The organism is Yoonia sp. 67-2, from assembly GCF_035117555.1.
Lineage (GTDB): Bacteria > Pseudomonadota > Alphaproteobacteria > Rhodobacterales > Rhodobacteraceae > Yoonia.
In genome coordinates, this window is record NZ_JAYKPK010000001.1 from 555,709 (window position 1) to 581,958 (window position 26,250).

Genomic DNA, 26,250 nt, shown 5'->3' on the forward strand with positions numbered 1-26,250 from the left:
CAGCGTCTATGTAGAAAATGTGACGGTTTCGTGAAAGAGGCGATCAACGCCCGACCAGATCGCGCAAAAGGCGTGGCAGGCGGCGCAGCGCCTTATAGCTGTCGATATGGGTCTGCATCTTTGTCGCCGGATAGCCCATCATCACCCGGCCCGCTGGCACATTGGACAAAACAACCGATCCGCCGCCCAGAACCACGTCATTGCCGATCTTGAGATTATCGGCGATCCCCGCCTTGCCGCCGACGACCACACGGTCGCCGATCACGCTGGACCCGGCGACACCGGCCTGCGCGCACAGCAGGCAATGTGCGCCGATGCTGACATTATGCCCGATCTGGACCAGATTATCGATCTTGGTCCCCTGCCCGACCGATGTCGCGCGGATCGTGCCGGCATCCACCGTGGACCCGGCCCCGATTTCGACGTCATCCCCGATCACGACACCGCCCAGCGAATGAATCCGGTGCCATGTCGGATCATCCGGCGCGGTCATATCGGCGGCGCCCAATGTGTCACGCGCGATTTCGACATTGGAGGGTTGTTCGGTGACGAAGGAAAATCCATCGCCGCCGATCACCACATTGGGCTGCAGAATCACCCTTTCGCCCAAGGTCACCCGGCGTTGCAACCGCGCGCCCGCATGGATCTGGCAGGCTGCACCGATGGTCACCCCTGCGGCGATGCTGACCTGATCGGCGATCCATGTGCCAGCCCCGATGACGGCATTCGCCCCGATCACGCTGAAAGCGCCGATTGTGACATCCGCTGCGATGGCTGCCGTGGGATCGATCAGCGCCTGCGGGCTGATGCCGGTCTGGCCCTGCGGCGCGTCCAGCATCTGCGTCAGCCGCGCCATTGCCAGCCGCGCACGGGGCGCGATGATCGCGGCCTCAAGCCCGAAAGACTGCCAATCGGCATCCGGCCAGACAATGGCGGCGCGCGCCGATCCCTGACGCAACGCCGGGCCATAGGCGGGCTGCATCGCCAGCGCCAGATCATCCGGCCCGGCGCTGGCGGGTTCTGCCGCCTGACTGACCTGCAAATCCAGATTGCCATGGGCCTGAACCCCGAGTGCGGCCGCAATGGCCCGAATGGAATGTGTCATGCTATCCTCTTGCCATCCAGCGCGCATGTAGCCGACCCTGCACGCGATCACAGCACATCAATCATGCAGGGTTCCCACTGAAAAGACCATCTGCGCAAATTATTGCCGATTTTCTTTTCGTTCATCTTTGTCGGATAAACAGCGCTTGGTCAGTGATCAGAATTATGCCATACGTCTGCCACATCCTGGGGGCATGATGGCAATCCGTGAATAAGCGGAAATCAAAGAAAAGCGACGGGACAGGCGCATAATATGGATGAGAACAAGATTTCGGGCATGACCCGACGCGGGCTGTTGGCAGCCCTGGCAGCGACAGCTGTCACAGCAGCACCAACCTATGCCAATGCGCAGGGCTTTCTGCGCGGCGCTGGCGACATTCGCCGCATAGCCATGTTCAACGGACGAACTGGCGAAACTCTTGATACAATTTACTGGATTGAAGGCGAATATATCGCCGAAGCTGTGCGCGAGATCAACATGCACATGCGCGACTGGCGCACCAATGAAGCGGTACAGATGGACCTGCGCACCATCGATATCATGTCCGGCGCGCTGCGCCTGATGGAAACCAATGAACCCTATCTGCTGCTGTCCGGCTATCGTTCGCCTGCGACCAATGCGATGCTGGGGCAACGTTCGGGCGGTGTGGCGCGCAATTCGCTGCATATGCGCGGACAGGCCGCCGATCTGCGGTTGCGCAGCCGGAACATTTCCCAAATGGCAAGTGCGGCGGCGGCATTCAACGCCGGTGGCGTCGGGCGCTACGGCGGGTCCAATTTCGTCCATATGGATTGCGGCCCGGTGCGGACCTGGCGCGGCTAAGACATTCATCCTGTCACGTCATCAACGGCTGCCTTTCCGGCGGCCGTTTTTTGTTGCCGCACCGAAAAAACCGACCAAAACCATGTCGGTTTTCCGTCAAAAAGCCTTGTTTTCTCGGCACCTATCGTTATGTCCATGGCAATCGATCAATTCTTTGCTGACCGGGAATAATACGTGGCTAGTACTTCTTCAAAGACTTGGGTAACCCCCGCCGGCATCATTCCTGTTATCATCGCAGGGGCGCTTTTTGTGCTGCTGTTGCAGGCGCTGCCTGCGGTCGCGAATGGCGATGTTCTGCGCTATGTCTGGCCTTGGGTGCCCAGCCTTGGCGTCAACATCAGCTTTGTGATTGACGGATTGGCCCTGATGTTCGGCCTGCTGATCACCGGGATCGGCGCGCTGGTCATGCTCTATTCCGCCAAATATCTTGCCGGGCATCCGCAACAGGCGCGGTTTTCGCTGTATCTGACCAGTTTCATGCTGGCGATGCTGGGTGTCGTTTTGGCGGATAACCTGTTGGCTTTGTTCGTTTTCTGGGAATTGACGACGATCACATCCTATCTGTTGATCGGCTTTAACCATGACAGCGCGAAATCGCGGCGGTCTGCCTTGCAGGCGCTACTGGTCACCGGCACCGGCGGTCTGGCATTGCTGGCGGGGATCGTGCTGATCGGCAATGTCGCGGGCACATTCGAGCTGTCGGAAATCCGCGCCATGCCGGGTGTGCTGACGCAGAGCGTGTTTTACCTGCCGATCCTGATTCTGGTGCTGTTGGCGGCATTCACGAAATCGGCGCAGATGCCGTTCCATTTCTGGTTGCCCAATGCGATGGCGGCCCCGACCCCGGTCAGCGCCTATCTGCATTCGGCGACGATGGTGAAGGCGGGGATTTACCTGATGGCCCGCACGCATCCGTCGCTGGCGGGGACGGATGTCTGGCTCTGGACGCTGACGATTGCGGGTGCGGCGACGATGGTCTTTGCCTCGGTCATGGCGTTGCGGCAGACCGATCTGAAACAGGCACTGGCCTATACGACATTGATGGCGCTTGGCGCGCTGACGCTGCTGCTGGCCAATTCGTCGGGCTATGCGATCACGGCGGCGGTGGTGTTCCTGCTGATGCATTCCTTTTACAAGGCGGCGCTGTTTCTTGTCGTCGGCATTCTGGATCACCAGACCGGCACGCGGGAAACGACGAAGCTTTACGGCCTTGGCCGCGCCATGCCGGTGACCGCCTTTGCCGCTGTTCTGGCGGGGCTGTCGATGGCAGGTCTGCCACCGTTTCTGGGCTTTATCGCCAAGGAATTATCCTATGCGGGCGGGGTCGAGGCGGCGTCATCCCCTTGGCTTGTCGCCGGGGCCTTCCTGATCGCCAATGCGCTGATGTTCGCGATTGCGGCCATCGTCGGCTATCGGCCTTTCTTCAGCAAGGCCGGCAAAAAGCTGGAAAATGTGACCGAGGCGAAATGGCCGATGCTGGCCGGACCGCTGGTGCTGGCCATGTTGGGTGCTTTTTTTGGGATCTTCCCCTATTGGTTGCAGAATAGTCTGATCCACCCGACCGTTGCATCGATCCTTGGCAGTACGGTGGATGCGAAAGATCTGCATCTTTGGGCCGGGTTCAACCTGCCTTTGGTGCTGAGCCTTGCGACCTTTGCCCTTGGCTTTGTGCTTTATGCGTTCAGCACGCCGTTGCGTGCGATGTTGATCCGGATCATCGACAATGGCCCGAACTTTGACCGTGGCTGGGATAAATTGCTGGCCGCTGTACTGGCCTTTGCCAAATGGCAGACGCGGGTGATCCAGACCGGGCAGCTGCGGTTCTATATCATGGCGACCTTTATCACAGCACTTGTCGCCATGGCAGGGACGATGGCGATCAAACAGGCGCTGGTTCTGCCCATCGTCTGGACCCCGGTCAGTCTGACCGATGGGATGGTCTTTGGGCTGGTGATCACCGGCACGGGCCTTGCGATCTGGACCCAGTCACGCATCACCGCCATTGCCGGGCTCGGCGTGGTGGGGATCGGGATCGCGATGATCTTTATCCTGTATTCCGCGCCGGATGTGGCGATCACGCAATTGCTGGTCGAAACGCTGATCGTGGTGCTGTTCGCGGTTGCTGCATTGCGCCTGCCCAGCCTTGGGTCGGAACCGTTGAGCAAGCGCTGGCTGGATGCGGCTGTCGCGATTGGTCTGGGTGTGACCGTCACGCTGATCATGCTGATGGTCACCGCAGGCCCGATTGACCGCAGCTTGTCCGATTTCTTTGAGGCGGCCAGCTATCCGGATGCGTTCGGCCAGAACATCGTCAATGTCATCCTCGTCGATTTCCGCGCGCTGGATACATTTGGTGAAGTTGCGGTCGTGCTGGTCGCTGCGATTGGCGTCTTTGCGCTGCTGCGCAGCAAACCCGAGAAGGACGAGGCATGAAATCTATCATTCTGATCGCCGGGTCGCGGTTGCTTGTGGCCCTGCTGACGGTGTTTTCCGTCTATATGCTGCTGCGCGGGCATAATGAGCCGGGTGGCGGATTTATCGGCGGGCTGCTGGCGGCTGTCGGTTTCGTGATTTTCGCCATCGCCTGCGGAACCGAGGATGCGCGCAAGGCGCTGCGGTTCCGCCCGGCCAGCATCGCCGCTGTCGGGCTTGGCATGGCGCTGTTTGCCGGGCTGATGGCCGCGATCTGGTCAGATGCGTTTTTCACCGGGCAATGGTTGTTCATCAACGCCACGCCAGAGGATAAGGGTATCCCGCTGTCATCGGTGCTGATCTTTGATATCGGCGTCTATCTTGTCGTGCTTGGCTCTGTCCTGACGATTGTTTTTGCCTTGGAAGAGGAGGTCTGATGGAACCGCTTTTGTCGATCCTGATCGGTGTTCTGGTGGCGGCTTCCGTCTATCTGATGCTGGCGCGCAACCTGATGCGGTTCCTGTTCGGTCTGATTCTGTTGTCCAACGCGGCCAATCTCGCGATTTTCGCCTCTGGTCGGATGACAGCCGGTGGGCCGCCGCTGGTGCCTGATGGATTCGATACGCCGGTCGGCACCGTCGCCAATGCGCTGCCGCAGGCGCTGGTCCTGACGGCGATCGTGATCGGCTTTGGTTTGTTTGCCTTCGCATTGATTTTGGCTGTGCGCGCTTATCGCAGCCTTGGCACTTTGAATACCGACGAAATGCGCGTCGCTGAACCGAAAGAACAGGGATGAGCTGGTATCTATCGCTTCCTTTGATCCTGCCATTTGCGACAGCGGTCATCGCTTTCCTTTTGCGCGACCGTGCCATTGGTGCCTGGGTTTCCGTTGCCGGATCGGCGCTGGGGCTGGTTGCCGCAGGCGTATTGATGGCACTTGTGTTGGATCAGGGTATTGTCGCAGGACAAATGGGCAATTGGCCTGCCCCTTTCGGGATCACATTGGTGGCCGATCTTTTGTCGGCGGTCATGGTGCTGATCACGGCGATCACGGCATTGGCGGTGGCGATCTATGCGCTGTCGGATGTGGATATGCGGCATGGGCGGCTGGGCTATCACGCTTTGTTCCAGATCCTGATCGCTGGCGTGACCGGTGCTTTCCTGACGGGCGATCTGTTCAACATGTATGTCTGGTTCGAGGTGATGCTGATCGCCTCTTTCGGGTTGCTGATCATCAATGGCGGCAAGGAACAGATCGACGCTGGCGTGAAATATGTCGCGCTGAACCTTATTTCCACGATCCTGTTTCTGACCGGGATCGGGCTGCTGTATGGCCTGACCGGCACGTTGAACTTTGCCGATCTGGCCCTGAAGGTGGAAGAGGTCGAAAATCAGGCATTGCTGACCGTCATCTCGATGATGTTCATGGTGGCCTTTGGGGTCAAGGCGGCGGCATTTCCGGTGTTTTTCTGGCTGCCTGCCGCATATCACACGCCCAGCTTTTCCGTCTCTGCCGTTTTTGCGGGCCTGCTGACCAAGGTCGGGGTTTACGCGCTGATGCGGGTGTTCACTTTGGTCTTTGACCATGACATCGGCTATACCCATACGATCCTTTTGTGGGTCGCTTGTTTCACCATGGTGACAGGCGTGTTGGGCGCAGCGGCGCAGTCGGATTTCCGCAAGATCCTGTCGTTCCATATCATCAGCCAGATCGGCTATATGATCCTGGGTCTGGCGATCTATACGCCTTTGGCGCTGGTCGGCGCGGTGTTCTATCTGGTTCACCATATCATCGTGAAGGCGAACCTGTTCCTGATCGCGGGCATCAGCCAAAGGCTGACCGGCGGGTCCGATGTCTACAAGATCGGGGGGCTTTATAAATCCAGCCCGTTTCTTGCGGCCCTCTTTCTGATCCCGGCGTTTTCGCTGGCGGGTTTCCCGCCGTTGTCAGGGTTCTGGGCGAAATATATCATCGTGAAAGCGTCACTCGACCAAGGTTTGTGGATCGTCGCCTTTCTTGCCTTGGCGGTGGGTCTGATGACGATCTATTCAATGACCAAGATCTGGGCAGAGGCCTTCTGGAAACCGCATCCTGACGGGATCGAGCCGAAACTTTCCACCCTGCCCGGCCGCAGCGCGCTGCTGATCCCGGTGATCTTTCTGGCGGTGTTGACCATGGTCATCGGGTTGATGCCAGATCCATTCGTGACATTCGCTGAACGGGCGGCGGAGCAATTGCTGGATTCGACGGCCTATATCACCACCGTGCTGGGCGAAGATGCGATGCCAGCCGCCCTGCCCGATACGGGTGATGTTCCGGCGACCGAAAATCCGGAGGTAGAACAATGAATATGTTTATCCTCAACATCGCGCTGGCGATCATCTGGGCCGCCTTGTGGGGCAGCCCGACCTTGCTGATGCTGGGCGCGGGCTATGTGCTGGGTTTTTTCACGCTTTGGTTCGCGTCGCCTGTGTTCGGCCTGAAAGGCAGCTATTTCCTGCGATCCTGGCGGGTTGTGCGGCTGATCCTGTACTTCATCTATGAATTGATCATGTCGAGCCTGCGCGTCGCTTATGACGTGCTGACACCGGACGATTACAGCAACCCCGCCATTCTGGAAATGCCGCTGGATGTGAAAACCGATTTTCAGATCCTGCTGATCACGAATCTGATTTCGCTGACACCGGGGACCTTGAGCCTTGACGTGTCGCCCGACCGCAAGACCCTGACATTCCATGCCATGTATGCCGACGATCCAGAGGCGCTGATCGCGGATACGAAAAACGGCATGGAACGATTGGTCAGAGAGGTATTTGAAGAATGACTGCCACCGGTTTTCTGGATATCGCGACCTATATCTCGGTCGCTTTGATTGCCTTGTCGCTGGCGATTGCCTTTGTGCGGCTGGTGCTTGGCCCGACGCTGGCGGATCGGGTTGTGGCGCTCGATATGATGACCACCCTGATCATCGCCTTTTGCGGCATCGTCGCAGTGCTGACGGCGGTCGCCGCCTTTCTGGATGTGGCGATTGTGATGGCGCTGGTCGGCTTTCTGGCGACGGTTGCGCTCGCGCGCTATGCCGAACGCCGCGACCCCGAAAACAAGGCGCATGCAGATGATTGAGATTATCGTCGGATTATTCCTGCTGATCGGCAGCTTTTTCGCGCTGGTCGCGGCCATCGGGATCTACCGGCTGCCGGATGTGCTGATGCGGATGCATGCCTCGACCAAAGCGGGGACTTTGGGCAGTAGTCTGATCCTTGTGGGCTGTGCGTTTTATTTCACCGATGCGGCGATCACCACACGCGTGATCGCCACGATTGTGTTTCTGATGCTTACAGCACCGATTGCCGCCCATATGTTGGGACGCGCCGCGGCACGCGGATATAAGCCGCATCGCAAAAACAGATAGCCCTTAATGGTCAGGGGCGTCCTTGGCCAAGGTCGATTTATTCTCATCGCGGTGCATCTTGGGATCGTGCAGCCGATCAAGGGTTTTCTTGCGGCTGACCATCGCCACGACGATGACGGCGAGAAACGTGAAGATCGACAAAGCGATCAGAAAAATACTGCTGTCCATAACAAATTCCTTTCGGGTTGTGGTGTCGGGACAACCGTTGACGGGCCAAAGCGTTCCCGGCCCCCAGATGTCCCATTACCGAGGGAACGAAATGCCTTGTTGCGGGTTTTATTATAAATGAAGCCACGCCAGCCAAGCTGGCCTATGAACGGAGGCCCAAAGATGAGCCATTCAGAAAACAATGTTGATCGTCAGGTCAAGCGCCACAAAGGCCCGCTTTACGGGATGATCGCCGTCGTCGTCTTTGCCGCCGTACTGCTATTCTGGTGGTTGGGCACCGAAGTTGACGAGGCCCCCGGCATGGAAGGTGAGGCCGCCCCTGCGTCGCAGACCTCGCCGGATCAGACCACCGGCACAGACCCGATCATCGATGGTGAGACAACGCCGGTCGAGACAACACCCGTTCCGGGTGACACTGTCGTCACTGAATAATCAACACGATATAACGAAAAAAGGGGCGCGTTGATCGCGCCCCTTTCCTGTTCATGGCTGCGGATCAGGACCCGACGACGCCGCCGTCATCCTTGGTGATCACGACAGTCGCGGACCGTGGCACGGTGCCATTGTAATCCGGGAAGCCAGAGCCGAAGTCACCAGCTGCAAATTGCTCGGGCGAGGCATTGGCGCCGGGGTGCTGGAAGTTCACGAACATCGTTCTGCCATCGGGCGTGGTCACGACACCGGTGGTTTCCTGACCCCATGGGCCGGTCAGAAAGCGCTTGATCTCGCCGGTGGCAGGATCGGCGCAAAGCATGCCGTTCATGCCCAGTTCGGCGTTTGGTCCGGTATGATCGGGGCCGACATCGCCCATATCGGTCTGGATCCACAGGCGGGAGTCGGCATCGCACCACAGCCCGTCCGGGCTGCCGAAGATGCTGTCGTCATCCAGAGTGCCACCATCCGCCAAGGCAGAGCTGTTGGCAGGACCGGCGACCACGAACAGGTCCCAATCGAACGACATCTTTGTGTGATCGTCGTTGTCGTAGTTCCAGCGAATGATTTGGCCATAGTTGTTTTCGGCACGTGGGTTGGCGGCGTCAACTTCTGCCTGGGTCCGGCGGGTGTTGTTGGTCAGCGCGAAATAGACAGTGCCGGTGTTCGGATCGACAGCGCCCCATTCGGCGCGGTCCATCTTGGTCGCGCCGACAAAGTCAGCCGCCAGACGGGTGTTGACCAGAATATCGGCCAGATCGGCAAAGCCGTTTTCCGGTGTCAGCCCGTTGCGGCCAGCCGCCAGTGCCAGCCATTCGCCGGAGCCATCATCGTTGAACTTGGCGACATAGAGCGTGCCTGTGTCAAGGATCGCACCATCGGTTTCGCCTTCGACGAAGACGTCGTCAGAGACGAATTTGTAGATATATTCAAACCGTGCGTCATCGCCGGAATAGCAGACAACAGGCGCGCCGGCGACTGGGTTGGCGAAGACAACGCCTTCATGGGCGAAACGGCCCAGAGCGGTGCGTTTGATCGGTGTCGCCTCTGGGTCCATCGGGTCGATTTCGACCATCCAGCCAAAGGTGTTCGGCTCGTTGCGGTAATCTTCGGTTGCAGAGGCACCCTTGGCCGCAGCGTCGAAACGAACATATTCATCCGCGCCGGATTTCGCCATATGCCAGCCGTAACGACCGCCCAGAGGATCGTCAGACACGCCATAGCGGGCATGTTCGCGCGGCATGTCGGCATCGGTGTTCGAGAAATAGCCAGCCCAGTTTTCCTCGGCGGTCAGATAGGTGTTCCAAGGTGTCACACCATGGGCGCAGTTGTTGACTGTGCCGCGAGTCATTGTGCCATCGGGGCTGAATTTGGTCTGCACATGGGCAGACCCACGCACCGGGCCACCGATTTCGATCGGCGTAACGCCAGTCACCTTGCGGTTGCGCGGATCGGCGACAACAGCCCAGCTGCCATCGGCCTGTTTGCTGGTGCGGTAGATGCTGACGCCATGGGCGGCGACTTCCATCCGGACTTCGTCATCGTCGCGCATGCCATCGGCATCATAGACGACATCGCTTTTGCCCATCGGTTGGCCTTTATAGCCTTCTTTCTCGGCATGCAGGAAGCGTGGTTCGATATATTCGTGGTTCACCGCGATGATGCCATCCTCGGAGGACCCATCAATCGGGAAGAAATGGATACCGTCATGGCACTGGCCGATCTGGTGTTCCTGTTCGGCACCTGTGTTGGCACCGGCGCGGTAGGCAGGCATATCGCCGGAGATCGGCTCGCCTGTAGGCGCCAGGATGGAGAAGCTGTAGCCTTCGGGCAGCACGACGCTATCGTCAAAGGACACGGGCACGGGGGTAAAGCCGATCAGGCTCGACGTCGTCTGCGCCAAGGCCGCCTTGCCGGTCAATGAGGCACCGATCAGGCCTGTGGTGATGGTCGCCAGACCACCCATCAGGAAGCCGCGGCGTTTCATGCGGGCGTCCATCACATCATAGAAAGTACGGTTCGCGGATGTGTTGCACTGCGGCTCATCGCCATGCTCAAAACCGGGTGCGTTGGTGTGATCGGGGAAATCTCGCTCGAAATCTTTCATTTCTGGCTCTCCATATTGGTCAGGGTCTCGGCCCGTGCGGGTCGATGCAGGCTGGGTAGCCCGGCCAGATGACAGAAACATGACGCGCCACCGCAGAATGTAGGTGATCGGCGACTTCAATTCCTGATTGTCGGCGGCTCTGCCCCTTTCTTGAAAGGGCGCAGCTCCGTCACAAAACCGTAACATCGTGGCGCTACGGGATCATCTTATGATACAAAATGTCGCAGCCGATCCAAGCTATGCCCTGCAGGCCAAGCGTATCGCCAAATCCTTTGGCGATACGCAGGTCCTGCGCAATATCGACCTTGATCTGGTGCCGGGCGAGGTTGTGGCATTGCTGGGCCCCTCGGGCTGCGGCAAGACCACATTGCTGCGGATCGCGGCGGGGCTTTTGCCTGCGACAAGCGGACAGATGCAGATCGCTGGCAAATCCGTGGTTGATGGCAGCAAATTCAACGCTGCCCCGGAAAAGCGTGGCATTGGCATGGTGTTTCAGGATTACGCGATCTGGCCGCATCTGAGCGTGCTGGACAATGTCGCCTTCCCGCTGCGGATGCGCAAACTGGGCCGCAGCGCGCGGGAGAAACGCGCGCATGAGGCGCTGGACCGTGTCGGTCTGGCACATCTGGCGGATCGGTTTCCCGGCACGCTGTCAGGCGGACAGCAGCAGCGCGTGGCGCTGGCCCGCGCGATTGTGGCGGAACCGCCGCTGGTGCTGTTTGATGAGCCTTTGTCCAACCTTGACCGCGAATTGCGTGAAGGTCTGGCACTGGAAATCGGTGCGTTATTGCGCGAACTGGGTCTGTCAGCGATCTATGTCACGCATGACCAATCCGAAGCTTTCACGATCGCGGACCGTGTCGCTGTCATGCTGGGCGGTGAGATCGCGCAGATCGCCGTGCCGGAACATCTGTTCGCGGCACCAGCCTCGGTGGCGGTGGCGCAGTTTCTGAATATCGGTGCATTGATCGACGGCAGTGTCAGCGCCACGCGCGGCTTTACCTGCGCACAGGACCGGATCAATCTGCCCCATCTTGCCGGGATGTCACCCGAAGGACCGGCACGCATTCTGATCCCGCGCACCGCCGTCCGCCCCGATCCGCAGGGCGCGCTGATGGCGCAGGTGTTGCGCTGCCAGTTTCAGGGTGACCGTTACCTTTTGCATCTGGGATTGGGCGGCGCGGGCGCGAGCCTTGTCTGCCCGACCGACCGCCCTGCCCTTGTGAACAGCCAGATACCGCTGTCGATTGATCCTGATCGGCTGCGTGTTTTTACAAATTAAACTCATGTAAAAGGACCATAACATGAACCGTACGACAGTTCTTGCCGCGACTTTTGGCCTGATCGGCAGCTTTGCCCAGGCCGATACTTTGACATTCTACACAGCCGGACCCGGCGGTCTGGCCGATGCGCTGGCGCAGGCGTTTCAGGCCGAAACCGGGATCACCGTGAATGTGTTTCAGGGCACCACCGGGCAGGTCATGGCGCGGCTGGAAGCTGAAGAAGCCAATCCGCAGGCGGATGTCGTTGTCTCGGCCAGCTGGGGGTCCGCTGTCGATATGCAGGAACGCGGGTTGCTGATGGAGTATATGTCGCCCAATGCGGAAAATGTGCCCGATAGCCTCAAGACCAGCCATTATACCGCGCAGGGGATTTCAGCGCTGGCGCTGGTCTGGAACAGCCAGAGCGACGTGCCGCGCCCTGCCGAATGGTCCGACCTGACCGATGAGGTCTATCGTGATATGATCACCATGCCCGACCCTGCGCAATCAGGCACCGCCTTTGATCTGGTCGCCGGGCTGGAAGCCGCGATGGGCGAAGAGGCCTGGGATCTGCTGGCCGCACTGGCCGATAATGACATGATCGTGCCCGGCCCGAATGCCGCAGCGCTGAACCCGGTGTTGCAGGGTGCCAAGGCCGTGGTCTTTGGCGCTGTGGATTACATCAGCTATGGTCAGGCCGCTGACGGAGAAACCATCGAAGTCATCGTGCCAGCAAGCGGCACGGTCATCGCGCCCCGTCCGATGATGATCCTCAATTCCACCGCCCAGCCAGAGGCTGCACAGCAATTCGTTGATTTTGTGCTGTCGGATGCCGGTCAGGAGATGGTTGCCCAGACATGGATGATGCCCGCCCGTGCCGATATCGCAGGTCTGCGCCCCGGTATCGCCGATCTGTCGGTGATCGCCGTCGACGAAGATGCCGTTGCCGCCCGCCGCGATGAGATCATCGCGCGTTTCAACGACACTGTCATCAACCGCTGATCCGGACCGGATTGACGTGCATGGCCCCGAGCATTTTCGGGGCCATTTGCATGCACCAAGGAAGATAACACATGCTGCGCGCGCAATCTGTTCTGACACTTCTGGCGGCGGCGGCGCTGCTGATCCTTGTTGGCTTGCCGGTTCTGTTCATCCTGATGCAAGCAATCTTTCCCGAATTTGCGCGCGGATCATTCGAAGGCGCTTTTGCCAGCCTCGCGATCCTGACCGAGAATGACCGGCTGATCACGCAAGCGCGCAATACCGTCAGCCTTGCGTTTTCGGTGATGCTGGGCTGTCTGATCTTTGGTCTGCCCATTGGTGTGCTGCGCGGACTGTTCCATGTGCCCGGCGCGCGTGTCTGGGATGTGGTGTTCCTGATCCCGTTTCTGATCCCGCCGTTCATCGCCGCGATTGCCTGGATGATGACCTTGCAGCCGCGCGGCTATCTGTTCCAGCTTGTCGGTTTTGATCTGGGCGGGTTCCTGTTCAGCTTTACCGGCGTTGCCTTTGTGATGACGCTGAACCTGTTTCCTTTGGTCTATTTCGCTGTTTCGCGCGCGTTGGAAATGGTTGGTGGCCGGTTTGCCGCGGCGGCGCGGGTGCATGGTGCGCGGCCAATGCCTGCGTTTTTCCTGATCACCCTGCCGTTGTCGATCCCGGCGATTGCCGCCAGCCTGCTGATCGTTTTTGCCCTGTCGATCGAGGAATTCGGTACCCCCGCCGCCCTTGCATCCCGCACCGGGTTCGAGGTGCTGGTGACCGGCATCTATACCCGCCTGTCGGACTGGCCGATTGATCTGTCCGGTGCGGCGCTGGGGTCGGTGATGCTGATGGCGATGGTGCTGGCGGCCTATGTGCTGCAGAACTGGATCGCGACGCGGCGATCCTATATCAGCCAGACTGGCAAGCCTGCCGATCTGGACAAGGCCGATCTGGGGTCCTGGCGCTGGCCGGTGCTGGGGTTGTTCATGCTGGTCGCGGTGATCGGCGTGGTTATTCCGCTGATTGCCATTGCGGTGACGTCAGTCATGGGCACAATTTCGGGCGGGCTGCTGTGGTCAAATTTCGACCTGCGCCATTATGCGCCGATATTCGAGGCGGGCAGCAACGCGGGACAAGCCTTGCTGACCAGCGGTTGGCTGGCTGTGCTGACCGCCTTTGCGACGGCCATCATCGGTGGGCTGGTCGCCTATATCGTCGTGCGCGGTACGGGCCGGGGCCGCGTGGTGATGGACGGGTTGTCGGTATTGCCCAATGCTATTCCGGCCATCGTGCTGGCGGTGGGGATCATTCTGGTCTGGAATTCACCCTATCTGCCGGTCACGCTTTATGGCACGGCGGCGATCCTGCTGATCGCCTATATCGGCATTCTGCTGCCCTATCCGATCCGCTATGCCGTCGCACGGTTGCGGCAAATCTCCGGCTCGCTGGATGATGCGGCCCGCGTTGCGGGGGCGGATCAGATGCAGGCCCTGCGCCATATCATCCTGCCGCTGATGGCGCCGTCGCTGATTGCCGCGATGATGCTGGTTTTCGCCATCGCCTCGCGCGAGCTTGTCGCCTCGATCATGCTGGCGCCTGCGGGGCTACGCACCGTCGGGACATTTGTGTTCGCGCAGTTCGAGCAAGGATCGGTCCAGACCGGCATGGCGATGAGCGTGATTGCGATTACCATCACCTCTGGCATATTGCTGGGCGTGAACCTTTGGTTGGCGCGGCAAGGCAGCAGCGCGTTTTCAGGATAGGCTGATGGTGCTGATTGCCCAGATCACCGATCTGCATCTGCGTGATGATGGCGCATATCCGGCGCATGATCCCGCCGATGCCCTGCGCCGGGCCTTTGCGCAGATCGCCGCGATGGCGATGCGCCCCGATGCGATCATCCTGACCGGCGATATCATCGACCGGAGCGCGCGCGGCTATGACGCCGCGCTGGGATTATTGCGCGACGCACCGGTGCCGCTGTTGCCAATGCCCGGCAATCACGACCCTGCACCGGCCTTTCGTGCCGCTTTTGCCGATTGGGTCGATTATGCGCCGGATCATCTGAGTTTCACCCGGCAGATCGGAGACCTGCATCTGATCGCCTTGGACAGCACATTGCCGGATGGCAGTGGCGGGGTTGATCATGCGCGGCTGGCGTGGCTCGAACAGGCCCTCGCCCGCGCGACCGGGCCGGTGCTGTTCGCCCTGCACCATCCGCCGTTCCCGACCGGCGCGCCGCATCTGGACAAGGCGGGGTTTACGCAGGCTCGGGCGCTGGCCGGTCTGGTCGCGCAGGGCGCCGTTTGCCGGGTGATTGCGGGCCATGCGCATCGCGCGATGCAGAGCCTCTGGGCCGGCTGTCTTGCCAGCACGGCCCCGGCGATTGGCCATGGGCTGAGCCTGTCGCTGACTGGCGCTGATCCGCATAATCCGGTGCAAAGCGAACCTGCGTTTGAGCTGCATCTGATCGCGCCGGATCATATGGTCACCCATTGGGTTGGCGTCACTTAAACCACGTCGTCTATCGCCCGGTCAGGCTGTGCCAGTGCTTTGCATAGGTGATCAGGCTTGCGCTGTCAGTCGGCGGCGCGACCGATTGCGTCTGTGTCGGGGCGGCATGCCGCAGACACAGCAAGGTCGCCCCGACAGAGGTGCCGGTCGCGGAATCTGCCACCGCGACCTCGCCTGACGACAGCGCAGAGAGCATGTCGAGATAGTCTTGATTGCGGGCAAAGGGTCCCTCGACGATGACCGGACCGCGCGCGCCGGTCAGGTCCAGACAGATGCGGGTCATCAGTGCCAGATACCAGGCCAGCGCCAATGCCTTTTGCCCCGGCGTGGCGGGGTCGGCTGTCCAGCGCATGACCTGCCCCTGAAACGGGCCGGAGCCGGGGTCGACCGCAGGCAGCAGCATAAGTCCGCGCTGCAGGACATCGGCGCGGTCCATTATGTCCGGCGCGGTGTTGTCGCCCTGACGGATCAGATCATATTCGCGTCCGCCCATGAAGCGGGCGGATGGCACCGCCTCTGCGCGGGCAGAGACATTGACCAGCACGTCGCGGCCCGGGTCGGGTGTGATGGGATCGCCGCCAACCGCCATGCAGACGACCCAGGTGCCGGTCGAGACGACGGCGAACGGGTCTGATCGCCCCAGCAGATGCGGGTAAAGCGAGGCGTTGGAATCGTGGATGCCCACGCTGACGGGGGTCTTTGTGGTCATGCCAGTGATCTTGGCAATTTCGGGCAAAAGCTGTCCCAATTGCTCATCTGGTCTGCGTGGTGACGCCATCTTGTCGGTCAATCCGAGCCGGGCCACCAGCGGCGAAATCTGCCCTTTCCACGGGTCCCACAGATCGGTGTGGCAGCCCAAGGAGGATACATCACAGGCCATCTGCCCGGTCAGCCGCCAGCCCCAATATTGCGGATAGGTCAGGACATGCGCGGTGCGGTCCCGCAGACCGGGGTCCGTCGCAAACATCCAATGCAATTGCGCGCCAAGGTTCAGCCCATTGGGCAGGCGTGGCGAACCGGTCAGGCTGAAATCGGGGCGCAGCCTGTTGTATTCAGCGTCCAGATCATCCGGGCCGTCATGTTCGTAGTCCAGCATCGGCGCGGCAAGCCCGCCCGCGTGATCCAGCAGCACCGCCGCCGCGCCATGGGTGGTAACCGAAATTGCATCGACACCCCAATTCGCATGAAATTCCGCCAGATTGAGCAGAAAGAAATCCCAATGCCCGTCCAGATCGAAATGCGGCCAAGGCGGGCCGGGCAGCACCTTGTTGGGGCGGGTGACGACGCTGATCTCGCGCAGGGAGCCTTCCTCGACCAGTGCCAGTTTGGCATTGGTCTTGCCCACGTCGATGACGGCGATCTTCCTCATGGCATGTGAAAGACGGGCGTCAGCGGCGTGGCGACGGGCGCATTATCCAGCCCGGTTTCCATGATGTCCGCCATATGCGCCCACCAGCGCTGCATCACAGGATGATCGGGCAGCGCATCCATGCCGTGACCCTCCTTTCGCCACAGCACACCGAACAGGATATGCGTGTCGCGGTCCAGATGGATGGAATAATCGCTGACCCCCGCCTGATGCAAAAGATCAACCAGTTCCGGCCAGATCGCGTCATGGCGGCGTTTATATTCATCCTCCATGCCGGGGTTCAGCTGCATTTTAAACGCGTATTTTTCCATTCATCTTTTCCCGAACAGCCGTGGCAGGGCGATGACACTGATCAGCAGGGCACCGATGAAAATGCTCATCACGATCCCCGGCACATTCAGCAGGCCAAAGCCGAAGGTCACCATGCCGATGATCAGCGCGGCCAGCACGATGCCCGGAATACTGCCCGACCCGCCAAGAATATTGACCCCGCCAAGCACGACCATGGTGACGACCTCAAGCTCGAACCCCGCGGCGATGGAGGGTCTGGTCGAACCAAGGCGCGAGGTCAGGCAAACCGCGGCAATCCCCGACATCAACCCGGTCAACAGAAACAGGATGAATTTCACCCGCGCCACCCGGATGCCGGAAAACTGCGCCGCCGTGGCATTGTTCCCGATGGCATAGACGGCGCGACCAAAGCTGCTGCGGTGCAACAAAGCCCAGTAGATCACCGCCAGCACTGTGAACAGAACCAGCTCAAAACTGAACACCCACCAGACATAGCCCTGCCCGAAATAGGCGAATCCGGGCGGATAGCCGGTGAACGCCTGATCGCCCAGCACGATATAGGCGATGCCGCGAAACAGGCTCATCGTGCCGATGGTCACGACGATGGATGGCAGCCCCATGCCCGCGACTAGAATGCCGTTGAACGCACCGCACAGCACCCCGGTGCCCACGCCGACGATCACCAGCACCGGCACCCCTGCGCCGGCCTGCATCGCGACCCCCATCGCAGTCGATGCCAGCGCGATGATGGAGGCAACAGACAGATCAATCTCGCCCGAGATGATCAGCAGCGCCATGGCCAGCGCGATCATTGCCTTTTCGGTAAAGTTGAAAGTCGCGTCGGACAGGTTCCACGCATTCAGGAAATAGGGCGAGGTGAAGGAATTGGTGACAAAGATCGCAATCGCCACGGCCACAAGGATTGATTCCCAGGACCGCAAGGCGCGTACCGCAGGCGATTGCAGCCGGTCAGGGATGGCGCGGGCGGTATGTGGTTGTTGGGTCATGTGGGCTCTACCTCTTTGAGGATGATGCGGCCTTTGGGGCGGTTCTGGGTGGCGTTTAGGGCGACGGCAATCACGATGGCACTGCCGGAAATCGCCATCTGCCAGAAGGGCGAAATACCAATCACCGGCAGCGCGTTATTGATCACGCCCAGAAACAGCGCGCCCAGAACTGCGCCGATCACGCTGCCCGCGCCACCCGCGATGACGATCCCGCCGATCACGCAGGCCGCAACAACCTGCAATTCAAACCCGGCGGCCACATCGACATAGGCGACGGCATAGCGCGCAACCCACAGATAGCCCGTCAGCCCCGCCAAAGCGCCAGAGATGACAAAGGCAATGCATTGCGTCCGCCCGACATCGATGCCAGTGTAAACCGCCGCATGCGGATTGCCGCCCACGGCATAGAAAGACCGGCCCAAAGGCGTGCGCGTCAGGATTACGAAGAACAGCGCGATAGCGAGTAACGCCACCCAACTCATCACCGGCAGGCCCAGCAGCATAGTGCGTGGGAGGGCTTTGAATGCCGTGCTCATCTGGTGCGCGTTGACCCATGCCCCGCCGGTCATCAGAAAGATTGTGCCGCGATAGATCGTCATCGTGCCAAGTGTGACCACGATGGAAGGGATACCCAGTTTCCACACCAGCAAACCGTTGAACGCACCCAAGGCACCGCCCATCAGCACCACGGCGATCAGGATCAAGGGCAGCGGCACGCCCATGCCATTCATCAGCGCCGCTGCCATGCCGCAAAGTGCCAGATTGGCCGCGACCGACAGATCAATGCATTTGGTCAGGATCACGATCATCTGGCCAATCGCCAGCAGGATCAGCGGCGAGGTGTCGTTGAACACATTGACCAGATTGCCGGGCCGCACAAAGGCGGGGAAACGCGCAGCCACCCCGCCGATCAGCAGGACGATGGCAAAGGCCAGCAAGACATCGCGGTTTTTGAGAGTATTCATGCAGCCTCTGCTATGCCTGCGGCAGCGCGGACCAAACGTTCGGGGGTCATTGCATCGCCTGTGACTTCATCCACGATCCGGCCTTCGCGCATCACGATGACGCGGTCGGACATGCCGAGGATTTCGGGAATTTCGGAACTGACCATGATCACCGCCAGCCCTTCGGCGGCAAGTTCTGCCATGAATTCATGCACCGCCGCCTTGGACCCGATATCGATCCCCTTGGTCGGCTCGTCCAGAATGATGACGCGGGGTTTGGTCGCCAGCCATTTGGCGATCACCACCTTTTGCTGGTTGCCGCCCGACAGCAGCCCCAGTTCCTGATCCAGACTGGCGGCGCGCAGGTCAAGCCGTTGGGTATAATCGCGGGCGAGCTTGAATTCCTCGGCCAGCCGCAGGAACCCGTTCCGGCTGGTGCGCGACAGTGACGGCAGGGTGACGTTCTGGAAAATCGGCAAACCCCTGATCGCACCCTGCCGCCCGCGATCTTCGGGCACATAGACGATCCCAGCGGAAATCGCGTCATGGGTAGACCGGATCACGCGGACCTTGTCATCAATGCGCACAGCCCCTTTCGACGGTGTGGTGATGCCGAACAGGGCCTGCATCACCTCTGACCGCCCTGCCCCGACGAGGCCGTAAAAGCCAAGGATTTCCCCCTGATGCAGGGTGAACCGGATATCGGCAAATTCGGTCGGATGATCATAGCCCGCCACGGTCAGAACGGGCGGCCCGATATTGGGCGTGCGGGTGGGGAAAATCTGATCGACGCTGCGGCCGACCATCATCTGGACCAATTGGCCTTCGGTGACGTCCTTCATTGCACCTGCGCCAACGAATTGCCCGTCACGAAAGACAGTATAGCGGTCGGCGATCCGGAAGATTTCATCGAATTTATGGCTGATGAACAGGATCGCCTTCCCCTGCGCCTTCAGCGTCTCGACCAGATCATAAAGCTCGTGGATTTCCTTGTGGCTCAATGCCGCTGTCGGTTCATCCAGCACCACGACGCGGGCGTCAGTGGACAAGGCGCGCGCAATCGCCACCAGATGTTTGGACGCAATGCCCAGATCACCCAGCCGCAGATCAGGGTCCATCGACGACCCGATCCCCACCAGCAATTCGCGCGCCCCGTCACGCATCGCGCGGCGGTCAATCAGGCCGAACCGTGTGCGCGGCGCATGGCCCAGCCAGATATTCTCGGCCACGGATAATTCGTCAAACAGCACCGTTTCCTGATGGATCGCGGTGACACCAGCATCGGTGGCGGCCTGTGCATTGGCAAATTGCACCACCTCACCCGCGACGGTGATCGTGCCTTCTTCGGGTTGGTAGATGCCGGTCAGCACTTTGACCGTGGTGGATTTACCGGCACCATTTTCGCCGATCAGGGCGGTGACTTGACCGGGGTAAAGGTCAAGCTGGACGTCCTGCAAGGCTTTGACACCCGGAAATGACTTGGAAATGCCGCGAAGCGACAGGATGGGTTCCATCAGACTGGCCTTTGGGAAATGGGGCCCCGGCAAAGTCACACCTTGCCGGGGCAGAAGCGATTAGAAGATCGACTTGAATTCGTCGATATTCGAGGAATCGTAGGTGAACGGATCAGACATCGCTGCCTCATTGTTGTCGTCCAGCACGGCCTCGCCGATCCGGCCCATCGAAATGGTCGCACCCGGTTCGGCGGTCGCTTCGCCTTTCAGCAGGTTGTAGGAAATCATCGTTGCAGCGTAACCCAGATCAATCGGGTTCCAGATCGCAAAGCTGATTGTTGCACCGGATTCCACAGCCCCCGCCATTTCCGACGGCAGACCAAGGCCGGTGACATTCACCTCGCCAATCTTACCCGCATCGGCGACAGCCTGTGACGCCGCCAGAATACCCACCGTCGTCGGGGCGATAATCGCCTTGAGATCAGGATAGGTGGACATCAGGCCCTGCGCTTCGCGGTAGGATTTATCGGCAAGGTCATCGCCGTAAACCGTCGCGACAAGGTTGATGCCGGGGTAATCAGGCAGGACCTTCGTCGCCTCTTCAATCCAGATATTCTGGTTGGTCGATGTCGAGGTCGCCGACAGGATCGCCACATCGCCGCCATCCGGCAGTTGGTCGGCGGCCAGTTTGATGATCGTATTGCCGATCAGTTCCGGCGATGACGGGTTCAGATGCATCTGACGACCCGCAGGGGCGACACCGGAATCCCATGAAATCACGGTGATGCCACGGTCCATCGCACGTTGCAGCGCGGGGGCCACCGCGTCGGGGTCATTGGCGGAAATTGCGATGGCATCGACGCCTTGCGCGATCAGGGCGTTGATCACCTCGATCTGGCCTTCGGCGGTGGTGCTGGTCGGGCCGGTGTAGATGATTTCGACATCACCCAATTCGGCAGCGGCTTCCTCTGCGCCTTCGTTGGCGGCTTCGAAAAAGCCGATCCCCAGCGCCTTGACCACCAGCGCGATCCGCACGTTTTCGGCAGCAGCAGGCTGCGCCAGCATCAAGGATGCAAAGGCGGCAGAGGCCAGCGCTTTCTTCATAATAGACATTGTTTCGTTCCTCCCAGTTAAAAATCCGTCAGGCGTCGCCTGCCCGGTCCTCCGTCCTGTCAGCGGCCCCTGTGCGGGCCACGATCAGCTTGATATCCGCCGCGTCCAGCATGGCGGCGTCGCGGTCACTGATCCCTTCGTCGGTGATGACGGTATGAATGCGTGACAGCGCGCAGAGCAGCAGGCTGGAGCGGGCGGAAAACTTCGTGCTATCGGCCAGAACCACCAGTTCATCGGCCTGATTAATCAGCTTTTGTTCGGCCTGCACCAGCATCGGGTCCCCCTCCATCAACCCGAGCGCGCCAAGGCCACGACAGCCCATGAACATGCGGCTGGCATAGAAATTGCGGCTGCCATCCTCGTCAAAGGGCGACAGGATGATGTTCTGTTCGCGGTAGATTGCACCGGCAGGCAGCAGAACCGTATTTTTGGAATGTTTCAGCAGATGTTCCGCGATTGGAAAGCTGTTGGTAAAGACCTGGCATCGGCGCGCCGTCAGCGGATGGACCATCTGGAATGTCGTGGTGCCACCGTTGATGATGATCGCCTCGCCATCTTTGCACAGATCGACTGCGGCGCGGGCAATCGCGCGTTTTTCAGCCAGACGGATGGTTTCGTTGAGGCTGAAAGGCCGGGCATTGATGCTGACGAATTGCGATGGCGACACTGATTCCGCCCCGCCGCGCACCCGGCGCAGTTTCTTTTGCAGATGCAGTGCGGCGATATCGCGGCGGATCGTGGCCTCGCTCGCCCCTGTCAACGTGACCAGATCGGCGACCGTGACAACGGGCCTGCCTTCGATGGATGACAAGATGATCCTGTGGCGTTCGCTTTCGTGCATTACCGTCTCCCCTGTTGCCTAGTTTCCAACTAAAACAATCATTGTCAATCATTTTCAGTCATCACAATCATTTCTGCGGCGCAGCATGATTGAATATGATTGTTATTGATTGACTTTCATTGCGAACTCGGCGCAATTTTCAGCCAGAGGTCAGAGGAGGATATCATGACAGCACCCGACAACCATTTGAAAAACCTGTGGGATGACGCGCAGGCCGCTGGCATGAGCGAGTCGAAAAAGCTGCTTTACCGCTCCAACCTGCTCGGCTCTGACAAGCGCGTGACGAATTACGGCGGCGGCAATACCAGCGCCAAGGTGATGGAACGCGACCCGCTGACCGGTGATCAGGTCGAGGTGTTGTGGGTCAAAGGCTCCGGCGGCGATATCGGGTCCATCAAGATGGACGGGTTTTCGACCCTCTACATGGACAAGCTGCAAGCGCTCAAGGGCATGTATCGCGGTCTGGACCATGAGGATGAAATGGTCGGCTATCTGCCGCATTGCACCTTCAACCTCAACCCGCGTGCCGCCAGCATCGACACGCCCTTGCACGCCTATGTGCCGCGCAAGCATGTTGATCACGTCCATTCTGACGCGATCATCGCCATCGCCGCCTCAGTCAATTCGCGCGACCTGACGACCCAAGTGTTCGGCGACGACATCGGCTGGCTGCCATGGAAAAAGCCCGGCTATGAACTGGGGCTTTGGCTGGAAAAGCTGGCAACGGAAAATCCCCAGATGCGCGGTGCGGTGTTGGAAAGTCACGGCCTGTTCACCTGGGCCGATGATGCCAAAGACTGCTATCTGACCACGCTGGAAATCATCAACACAGCCGCCGATTGGCTGGCAGAACAATCCGCAAGCAAGCCCGCCTTTGGCGGCGTCAAACGCCCGGACCTGCCCGCAGAGGAACGCCGCGTGGTGGCGGCACAGCTGATGCCGGTGATCCGCGGGCTGATCTCGGGCGACCGGCACAAGGTCGGCCATTTCGATGATTCTGCTGCGGTGCTGGAGTTCGTCGGCTCTGAAATGCTGGACACGCTCGCCCCGATGGGCACCTCCTGCCCGGACCATTTCCTGCGCACGAAAATCCGCCCGCTGGTGGTGGATTTCGACCCGGCCAACCCGGATATCGCCGCAACGCTGGCCAGCCTTGCCCCCGCGATCGAAGATTACCGTGCCGATTACGCCGCCTATTACGACCGCTGCAAACATGACAACAGCCCCGCCCTACGCGACCCCAATGCGGTGGTCTATCTGGTCCCCGGCGTCGGCATGATCACCTTTGCGCTGGATAAGGCGACGGCGCGGATATCGGGCGAATTCTATGTCAACGCGATCAACGTCATGCGCGGCGCGTCTGCTGTGTCCACCTATCAGGGCCTGCCGGAACAGGAAGCCTTTGATATCGAATATTGGCTGTTGGAAGAAGCCAAGTTGCAACGGATGCCGAAACCCAAATCCATGGCTGGTCGCATCGCCCTCGTCACAGGCGGCGCGGGCGGGATCGGGTCCGCCACCGCCGAACGGCTGCTGAAAGAAGGTGCCTGCGTCATGCTCGCCGATATCGACGGTGCGGCGGTGGATGATGTGGCGGCTGGCATGGCGAAAGCCTTTGGCGCAGATGTCGTGCGCGCCTGCGCCATGGATGTCACGGACGAGGCGCAGGTCATTGCCGCTTATGCACAAACAGCATTGGAATTCGGCGGCGTCGATATTCTGGTCTCCAACGCCGGTATCGCCTCCTCTGCCCCGGTCGAGGACACCACGCTGGCCTTGTGGAACAAGAACATGGATATCCTGTCCACCGGCTATTTCCTTGTCAGCCGCGAAGCGTTCAAACTGCTGCGCAAACAAGGGATCGGCGGGTCGGTCGTCTTTGTCGCCTCCAAGAACGGTTTGGCCGCCAGCCCCAATGCCAGCGCTTATTGCACGGCGAAAGCGGCCGAGATTCATCTGGCACGCTGCCTCGCACTGGAAGGCGCAGATGCGGGCATCCGCGTCAACACCGTCAACCCCGATGCCGTGCTGCGCGGATCGAAAATCTGGTCCGGCGAATGGCTCGACCAGCGCGCCAGCACCTATCAGACCGACAAGGACGGGCTAGAGGAAATGTATCGCCAACGGTCCTTGCTGAAACGGTCGGTCCTGCCCGAGGACATCGCCGAAGGCGTCTATTTCCTCGCCTCGGACCTGTCCGCCAAATCGACCGGCAATATCCTGAACGTCGATGCCGGCAATAAAGAAGCGTTCACGCGCTAGGGGATGATGATGACCAACACCTATGAGTCCGCCCGCGCCCAGTTCGCCGATTGGGGCGTGGATACCGAGGCAGCCTTGGCCGCGCTGTCCACCGTGCCGATTTCCGTGCATTGCTGGCAGGGCGATGATGTGGCGGGGTTCGAGACGAAAACCGGCACATCGGGCGGCGGCATTCAGGCGACCGGCAACCATCCGGGGCGCGCGCGCAATCCTGATGAATTGCGCGCCGATCTGGATTTCGCTTTCGCGCAGATCCCCGGCAAGCACCGGCTGAACCTGCATGCCTGCTATCTGGACAGTGACGAAAACCCCGACCGTGACCAGATCGCATACCACCATTTCACGCCTTGGGTCGATTGGGCAAAGGGTCAGGGGCTGGGGCTGGATTTCAACCCGACCTTCTTTGCTCATGCGAAAGCCGATGACAACCTGACCCTGTCGCACCCCGATGCGGGGATCCGCGATTTCTGGATCGAACATGGCAAGCGCTGCCGCGAGATTGCCGCAAGAATGGGCCGGGAACTGGGTTCTGCTGCGGTCAATAACATCTGGGTGCCGGACGGGTCCAAGGATACGCCGGTCGACCGGATGGCAGCACGGCGCCGGCTGGAAGCGTCATTGGACGCGATGATGGCCGACAAACTGCCGAAAAGTGAACTGATCGACGCTGTGGAATCCAAACTCTTCGGGATCGGCGTGGAATCCATGACCGTCGGCAGCCACGAATTCTACCTTGGCTATGCGATCCGCAAGGGCATGGCGCTTTGCCTTGATATGGGCCATTTCCACCCGACCGAGAGCGTGGCGGACAAATTGTCATCCGTCGCCCTGTCGGTCGATGATATCCTGCTGCATGTCTCGCGCCCGGTGCGCTGGGACAGCGACCATGTGATCCTGCTGAATGATGATCTGCTGGCGATGGCGCAGGAACTGGTCTTTGCCGATCTTCTGTCGCGCACGCGGATCGGGCTGGATTTCTTTGACGCGACGATCAGCCGGACCGCGGCCTGGGTCATCGGCGTGCGCAATATGCAAAAGGCGCTGCTGCGCGCCTTCCTGCTGCCGCAAACGCAGTTGAAGGCGATGGAAGACAGCCTTGATTTCACCGGACGTCTGGTGCTGAGCGAGGAAGCCCGTGACCTGCCATTTGCCGCGATCTGGGGCGAATTTTGTGCGCGCGCTGATGTGCCGGTTGGGGCGACTTTGCTGACGGATCTGCAATCCTATCAGCAAGGTGTTTCCGGGCGCGGGTGAAATAATGAATGATGATCCAGGTCGGCGAACCGGTCGCAGGGACCTGTCTAAAAAAGCCTAGCCCAGTTTGTCACTTATGAATGCGGCTCAGGTGCAAAGGCGTTACGCGGCATGCGCCTTTGCCGCATTCTCCTCGATCACAGTGCAATTGTCTGCGGCCCATTGGCACAGGGTGAACAGCGGGCCGACCAAAGTCTGGCCCAGATCGGTTAGCCTATATTCCACCCAAGGCGGGTTTTTATCCGCATAGACCTGGCGCGCCACCAGCCCGTCACGTTCCAGCCCGCGCAGGGTCATCGTCAGCATCCGTTGCGAGATATTTTCAACCTCGCGCCGGATCTGGCTATAGCGTTTGGGCTGTTCGGACAGGATCAGGATCACCAGCACGGTCCATTTATCACCCACCCGCGACAGGATGGGTGAGATCCTTTCGCAATCGCCGGGCACAGACATGTTCCCTAGTTTCATTCACGTGTCTCCTTGCGGGTATTTCTAC

At 60.0% G+C, this 26,250-nt stretch carries 26 protein-coding genes; 15 read left to right on the forward strand and 11 right to left on the reverse strand.

What is annotated here, in order from left to right; all coding sequences use genetic code 11:
- Window positions 1–43: 43 nt before the first annotated feature.
- On the reverse strand, window positions 44–1,105 hold the full coding sequence (gene lpxD, locus VOY09_RS02850; RefSeq protein ID WP_322892397.1) for a UDP-3-O-(3-hydroxymyristoyl)glucosamine N-acyltransferase: 1,062 nt from the start codon (window positions 1,103–1,105) through the stop codon (window positions 44–46).
- A gap of 252 nt (window positions 1,106–1,357) precedes the next feature.
- On the opposite strand from lpxD, the gene VOY09_RS02855 reads away from it, so the two are divergent.
- The 8 genes from VOY09_RS02855 to mnhG all read left to right on the forward strand — a co-directional run bounded on the left by VOY09_RS02855 (window position 1,358) and on the right by mnhG (window position 7,752).
- A complete protein-coding gene (locus VOY09_RS02855; protein ID WP_322892396.1) occupies window positions 1,358–1,927 on the forward strand; it encodes a YcbK family protein in 570 nt (189 codons plus the stop codon).
- A gap of 174 nt (window positions 1,928–2,101) precedes the next feature.
- Entirely contained in the window at window positions 2,102–4,360 is a 2,259-nt protein-coding gene (locus tag VOY09_RS02860; RefSeq protein WP_322892395.1) for a putative monovalent cation/H+ antiporter subunit A, read from the forward strand.
- A complete protein-coding gene (locus VOY09_RS02865; RefSeq protein WP_322892394.1) occupies window positions 4,357–4,776 on the forward strand; it encodes a Na+/H+ antiporter subunit B in 420 nt (139 codons plus the stop codon). The genes VOY09_RS02860 and VOY09_RS02865 overlap by 4 nt, the downstream gene beginning before the upstream one ends.
- On the forward strand, window positions 4,776–5,135 hold the full coding sequence (locus VOY09_RS02870) for a Na+/H+ antiporter subunit C (protein WP_322892393.1): 360 nt from the start codon (window positions 4,776–4,778) through the stop codon (window positions 5,133–5,135). The genes VOY09_RS02865 and VOY09_RS02870 overlap by 1 nt, the downstream gene beginning before the upstream one ends.
- Window positions 5,132–6,688, forward strand: a complete 1,557-nt coding sequence (locus VOY09_RS02875) for a Na+/H+ antiporter subunit D (protein WP_322892392.1) — start codon at window positions 5,132–5,134, stop codon at window positions 6,686–6,688. Before VOY09_RS02870 ends, VOY09_RS02875 begins: the two co-directional genes overlap by 4 nt.
- On the forward strand, window positions 6,685–7,164 hold the full coding sequence (locus VOY09_RS02880; RefSeq protein ID WP_322892391.1) for a Na+/H+ antiporter subunit E: 480 nt from the start codon (window positions 6,685–6,687) through the stop codon (window positions 7,162–7,164). The genes VOY09_RS02875 and VOY09_RS02880 overlap by 4 nt, the downstream gene beginning before the upstream one ends.
- Window positions 7,161–7,463: a monovalent cation/H+ antiporter complex subunit F gene (locus VOY09_RS02885; RefSeq protein WP_322892390.1), complete on the forward strand. Its 303-nt coding sequence runs from the start codon at window positions 7,161–7,163 to the stop codon at window positions 7,461–7,463. Before VOY09_RS02880 ends, VOY09_RS02885 begins: the two co-directional genes overlap by 4 nt.
- Entirely contained in the window at window positions 7,456–7,752 is a 297-nt protein-coding gene (gene mnhG / locus VOY09_RS02890) for a monovalent cation/H(+) antiporter subunit G (RefSeq protein WP_322892389.1), read from the forward strand. The genes VOY09_RS02885 and mnhG overlap by 8 nt, the downstream gene beginning before the upstream one ends.
- A gap of 3 nt (window positions 7,753–7,755) precedes the next feature.
- On the opposite strand, the gene VOY09_RS02895 is transcribed toward mnhG, so the two are convergent.
- The gene (locus VOY09_RS02895; protein WP_322892388.1) at window positions 7,756–7,920 is read right to left on the reverse strand and encodes a hypothetical protein; all 165 of its coding nucleotides are present in this window, start codon (window positions 7,918–7,920) and stop codon (window positions 7,756–7,758) included.
- 162 nt (window positions 7,921–8,082) lie between these two features.
- Between VOY09_RS02895 and VOY09_RS02900 the strand changes: the two genes are divergently transcribed.
- Complete coding sequence (locus VOY09_RS02900; RefSeq protein ID WP_322892387.1) at window positions 8,083–8,352, forward strand: hypothetical protein; 270 nt, start codon at window positions 8,083–8,085, stop codon at window positions 8,350–8,352.
- Window positions 8,353–8,416: 64 nt separating this feature from the next.
- Here the strand turns inward: VOY09_RS02900 and VOY09_RS02905 are convergent, their stop codons facing one another.
- Entirely contained in the window at window positions 8,417–10,459 is a 2,043-nt protein-coding gene (locus VOY09_RS02905; RefSeq protein WP_322892386.1) for a PhoX family phosphatase, read from the reverse strand.
- Between the two features lie 208 nt (window positions 10,460–10,667).
- On the opposite strand from VOY09_RS02905, the gene VOY09_RS02910 reads away from it, so the two are divergent.
- The 4 genes from VOY09_RS02910 to VOY09_RS02925 all read left to right on the forward strand — a co-directional run bounded on the left by VOY09_RS02910 (window position 10,668) and on the right by VOY09_RS02925 (window position 15,219).
- Window positions 10,668–11,741: an ABC transporter ATP-binding protein gene (locus tag VOY09_RS02910; protein WP_322892385.1), complete on the forward strand. Its 1,074-nt coding sequence runs from the start codon at window positions 10,668–10,670 to the stop codon at window positions 11,739–11,741.
- Window positions 11,742–11,763: 22 nt separating this feature from the next.
- Entirely contained in the window at window positions 11,764–12,723 is a 960-nt protein-coding gene (locus VOY09_RS02915) for an ABC transporter substrate-binding protein (RefSeq protein ID WP_322892384.1), read from the forward strand.
- A 71-nt stretch (window positions 12,724–12,794) separates the two neighbouring features.
- A complete protein-coding gene (locus VOY09_RS02920) occupies window positions 12,795–14,468 on the forward strand; it encodes an iron ABC transporter permease (protein ID WP_322892383.1) in 1,674 nt (557 codons plus the stop codon).
- A gap of 4 nt (window positions 14,469–14,472) precedes the next feature.
- A complete protein-coding gene (locus VOY09_RS02925) occupies window positions 14,473–15,219 on the forward strand; it encodes a metallophosphoesterase family protein (protein ID WP_322892382.1) in 747 nt (248 codons plus the stop codon).
- Between the two features lie 10 nt (window positions 15,220–15,229).
- Here the strand turns inward: VOY09_RS02925 and VOY09_RS02930 are convergent, their stop codons facing one another.
- Genes VOY09_RS02930 through VOY09_RS02960 form a run of 7 tightly spaced genes read right to left on the reverse strand, consistent with a single transcriptional unit; the run spans window position 15,230 to window position 22,238 of the window.
- Entirely contained in the window at window positions 15,230–16,588 is a 1,359-nt protein-coding gene (locus tag VOY09_RS02930; RefSeq protein ID WP_322892381.1) for an FGGY-family carbohydrate kinase, read from the reverse strand.
- On the reverse strand, window positions 16,585–16,899 hold the full coding sequence (gene rhaM / locus VOY09_RS02935; protein ID WP_322892380.1) for an L-rhamnose mutarotase: 315 nt from the start codon (window positions 16,897–16,899) through the stop codon (window positions 16,585–16,587). The genes VOY09_RS02930 and rhaM overlap by 4 nt, the downstream gene beginning before the upstream one ends.
- A complete protein-coding gene (locus VOY09_RS02940) occupies window positions 16,900–17,886 on the reverse strand; it encodes an ABC transporter permease (RefSeq protein WP_322892379.1) in 987 nt (328 codons plus the stop codon). It abuts the gene before it with no gap.
- Window positions 17,883–18,851: an ABC transporter permease gene (locus VOY09_RS02945; RefSeq protein ID WP_322892378.1), complete on the reverse strand. Its 969-nt coding sequence runs from the start codon at window positions 18,849–18,851 to the stop codon at window positions 17,883–17,885. The genes VOY09_RS02940 and VOY09_RS02945 overlap by 4 nt, the downstream gene beginning before the upstream one ends.
- Window positions 18,848–20,344, reverse strand: a complete 1,497-nt coding sequence (locus VOY09_RS02950) for a sugar ABC transporter ATP-binding protein (protein WP_322892377.1) — start codon at window positions 20,342–20,344, stop codon at window positions 18,848–18,850. The genes VOY09_RS02945 and VOY09_RS02950 overlap by 4 nt, the downstream gene beginning before the upstream one ends.
- A gap of 60 nt (window positions 20,345–20,404) precedes the next feature.
- Complete coding sequence (gene rhaS, locus VOY09_RS02955; RefSeq protein WP_322892376.1) at window positions 20,405–21,397, reverse strand: rhamnose ABC transporter substrate-binding protein; 993 nt, start codon at window positions 21,395–21,397, stop codon at window positions 20,405–20,407.
- Between the two features lie 28 nt (window positions 21,398–21,425).
- Entirely contained in the window at window positions 21,426–22,238 is an 813-nt protein-coding gene (locus tag VOY09_RS02960; protein ID WP_322892375.1) for a DeoR/GlpR family DNA-binding transcription regulator, read from the reverse strand.
- A gap of 165 nt (window positions 22,239–22,403) precedes the next feature.
- Between VOY09_RS02960 and VOY09_RS02965 the strand changes: the two genes are divergently transcribed.
- Both VOY09_RS02965 and VOY09_RS02970 read left to right on the forward strand, forming a co-directional pair.
- Complete coding sequence (locus VOY09_RS02965; protein WP_322892374.1) at window positions 22,404–24,500, forward strand: bifunctional rhamnulose-1-phosphate aldolase/short-chain dehydrogenase; 2,097 nt, start codon at window positions 22,404–22,406, stop codon at window positions 24,498–24,500.
- Between the two features lie 9 nt (window positions 24,501–24,509).
- On the forward strand, window positions 24,510–25,754 hold the full coding sequence (locus tag VOY09_RS02970) for an L-rhamnose isomerase (RefSeq protein WP_322892373.1): 1,245 nt from the start codon (window positions 24,510–24,512) through the stop codon (window positions 25,752–25,754).
- A gap of 102 nt (window positions 25,755–25,856) precedes the next feature.
- On the opposite strand, the gene VOY09_RS02975 is transcribed toward VOY09_RS02970, so the two are convergent.
- On the reverse strand, window positions 25,857–26,222 hold the full coding sequence (locus VOY09_RS02975) for a helix-turn-helix domain-containing protein (protein WP_322892372.1): 366 nt from the start codon (window positions 26,220–26,222) through the stop codon (window positions 25,857–25,859).
- Window positions 26,223–26,250 lie beyond the last annotated feature (28 nt).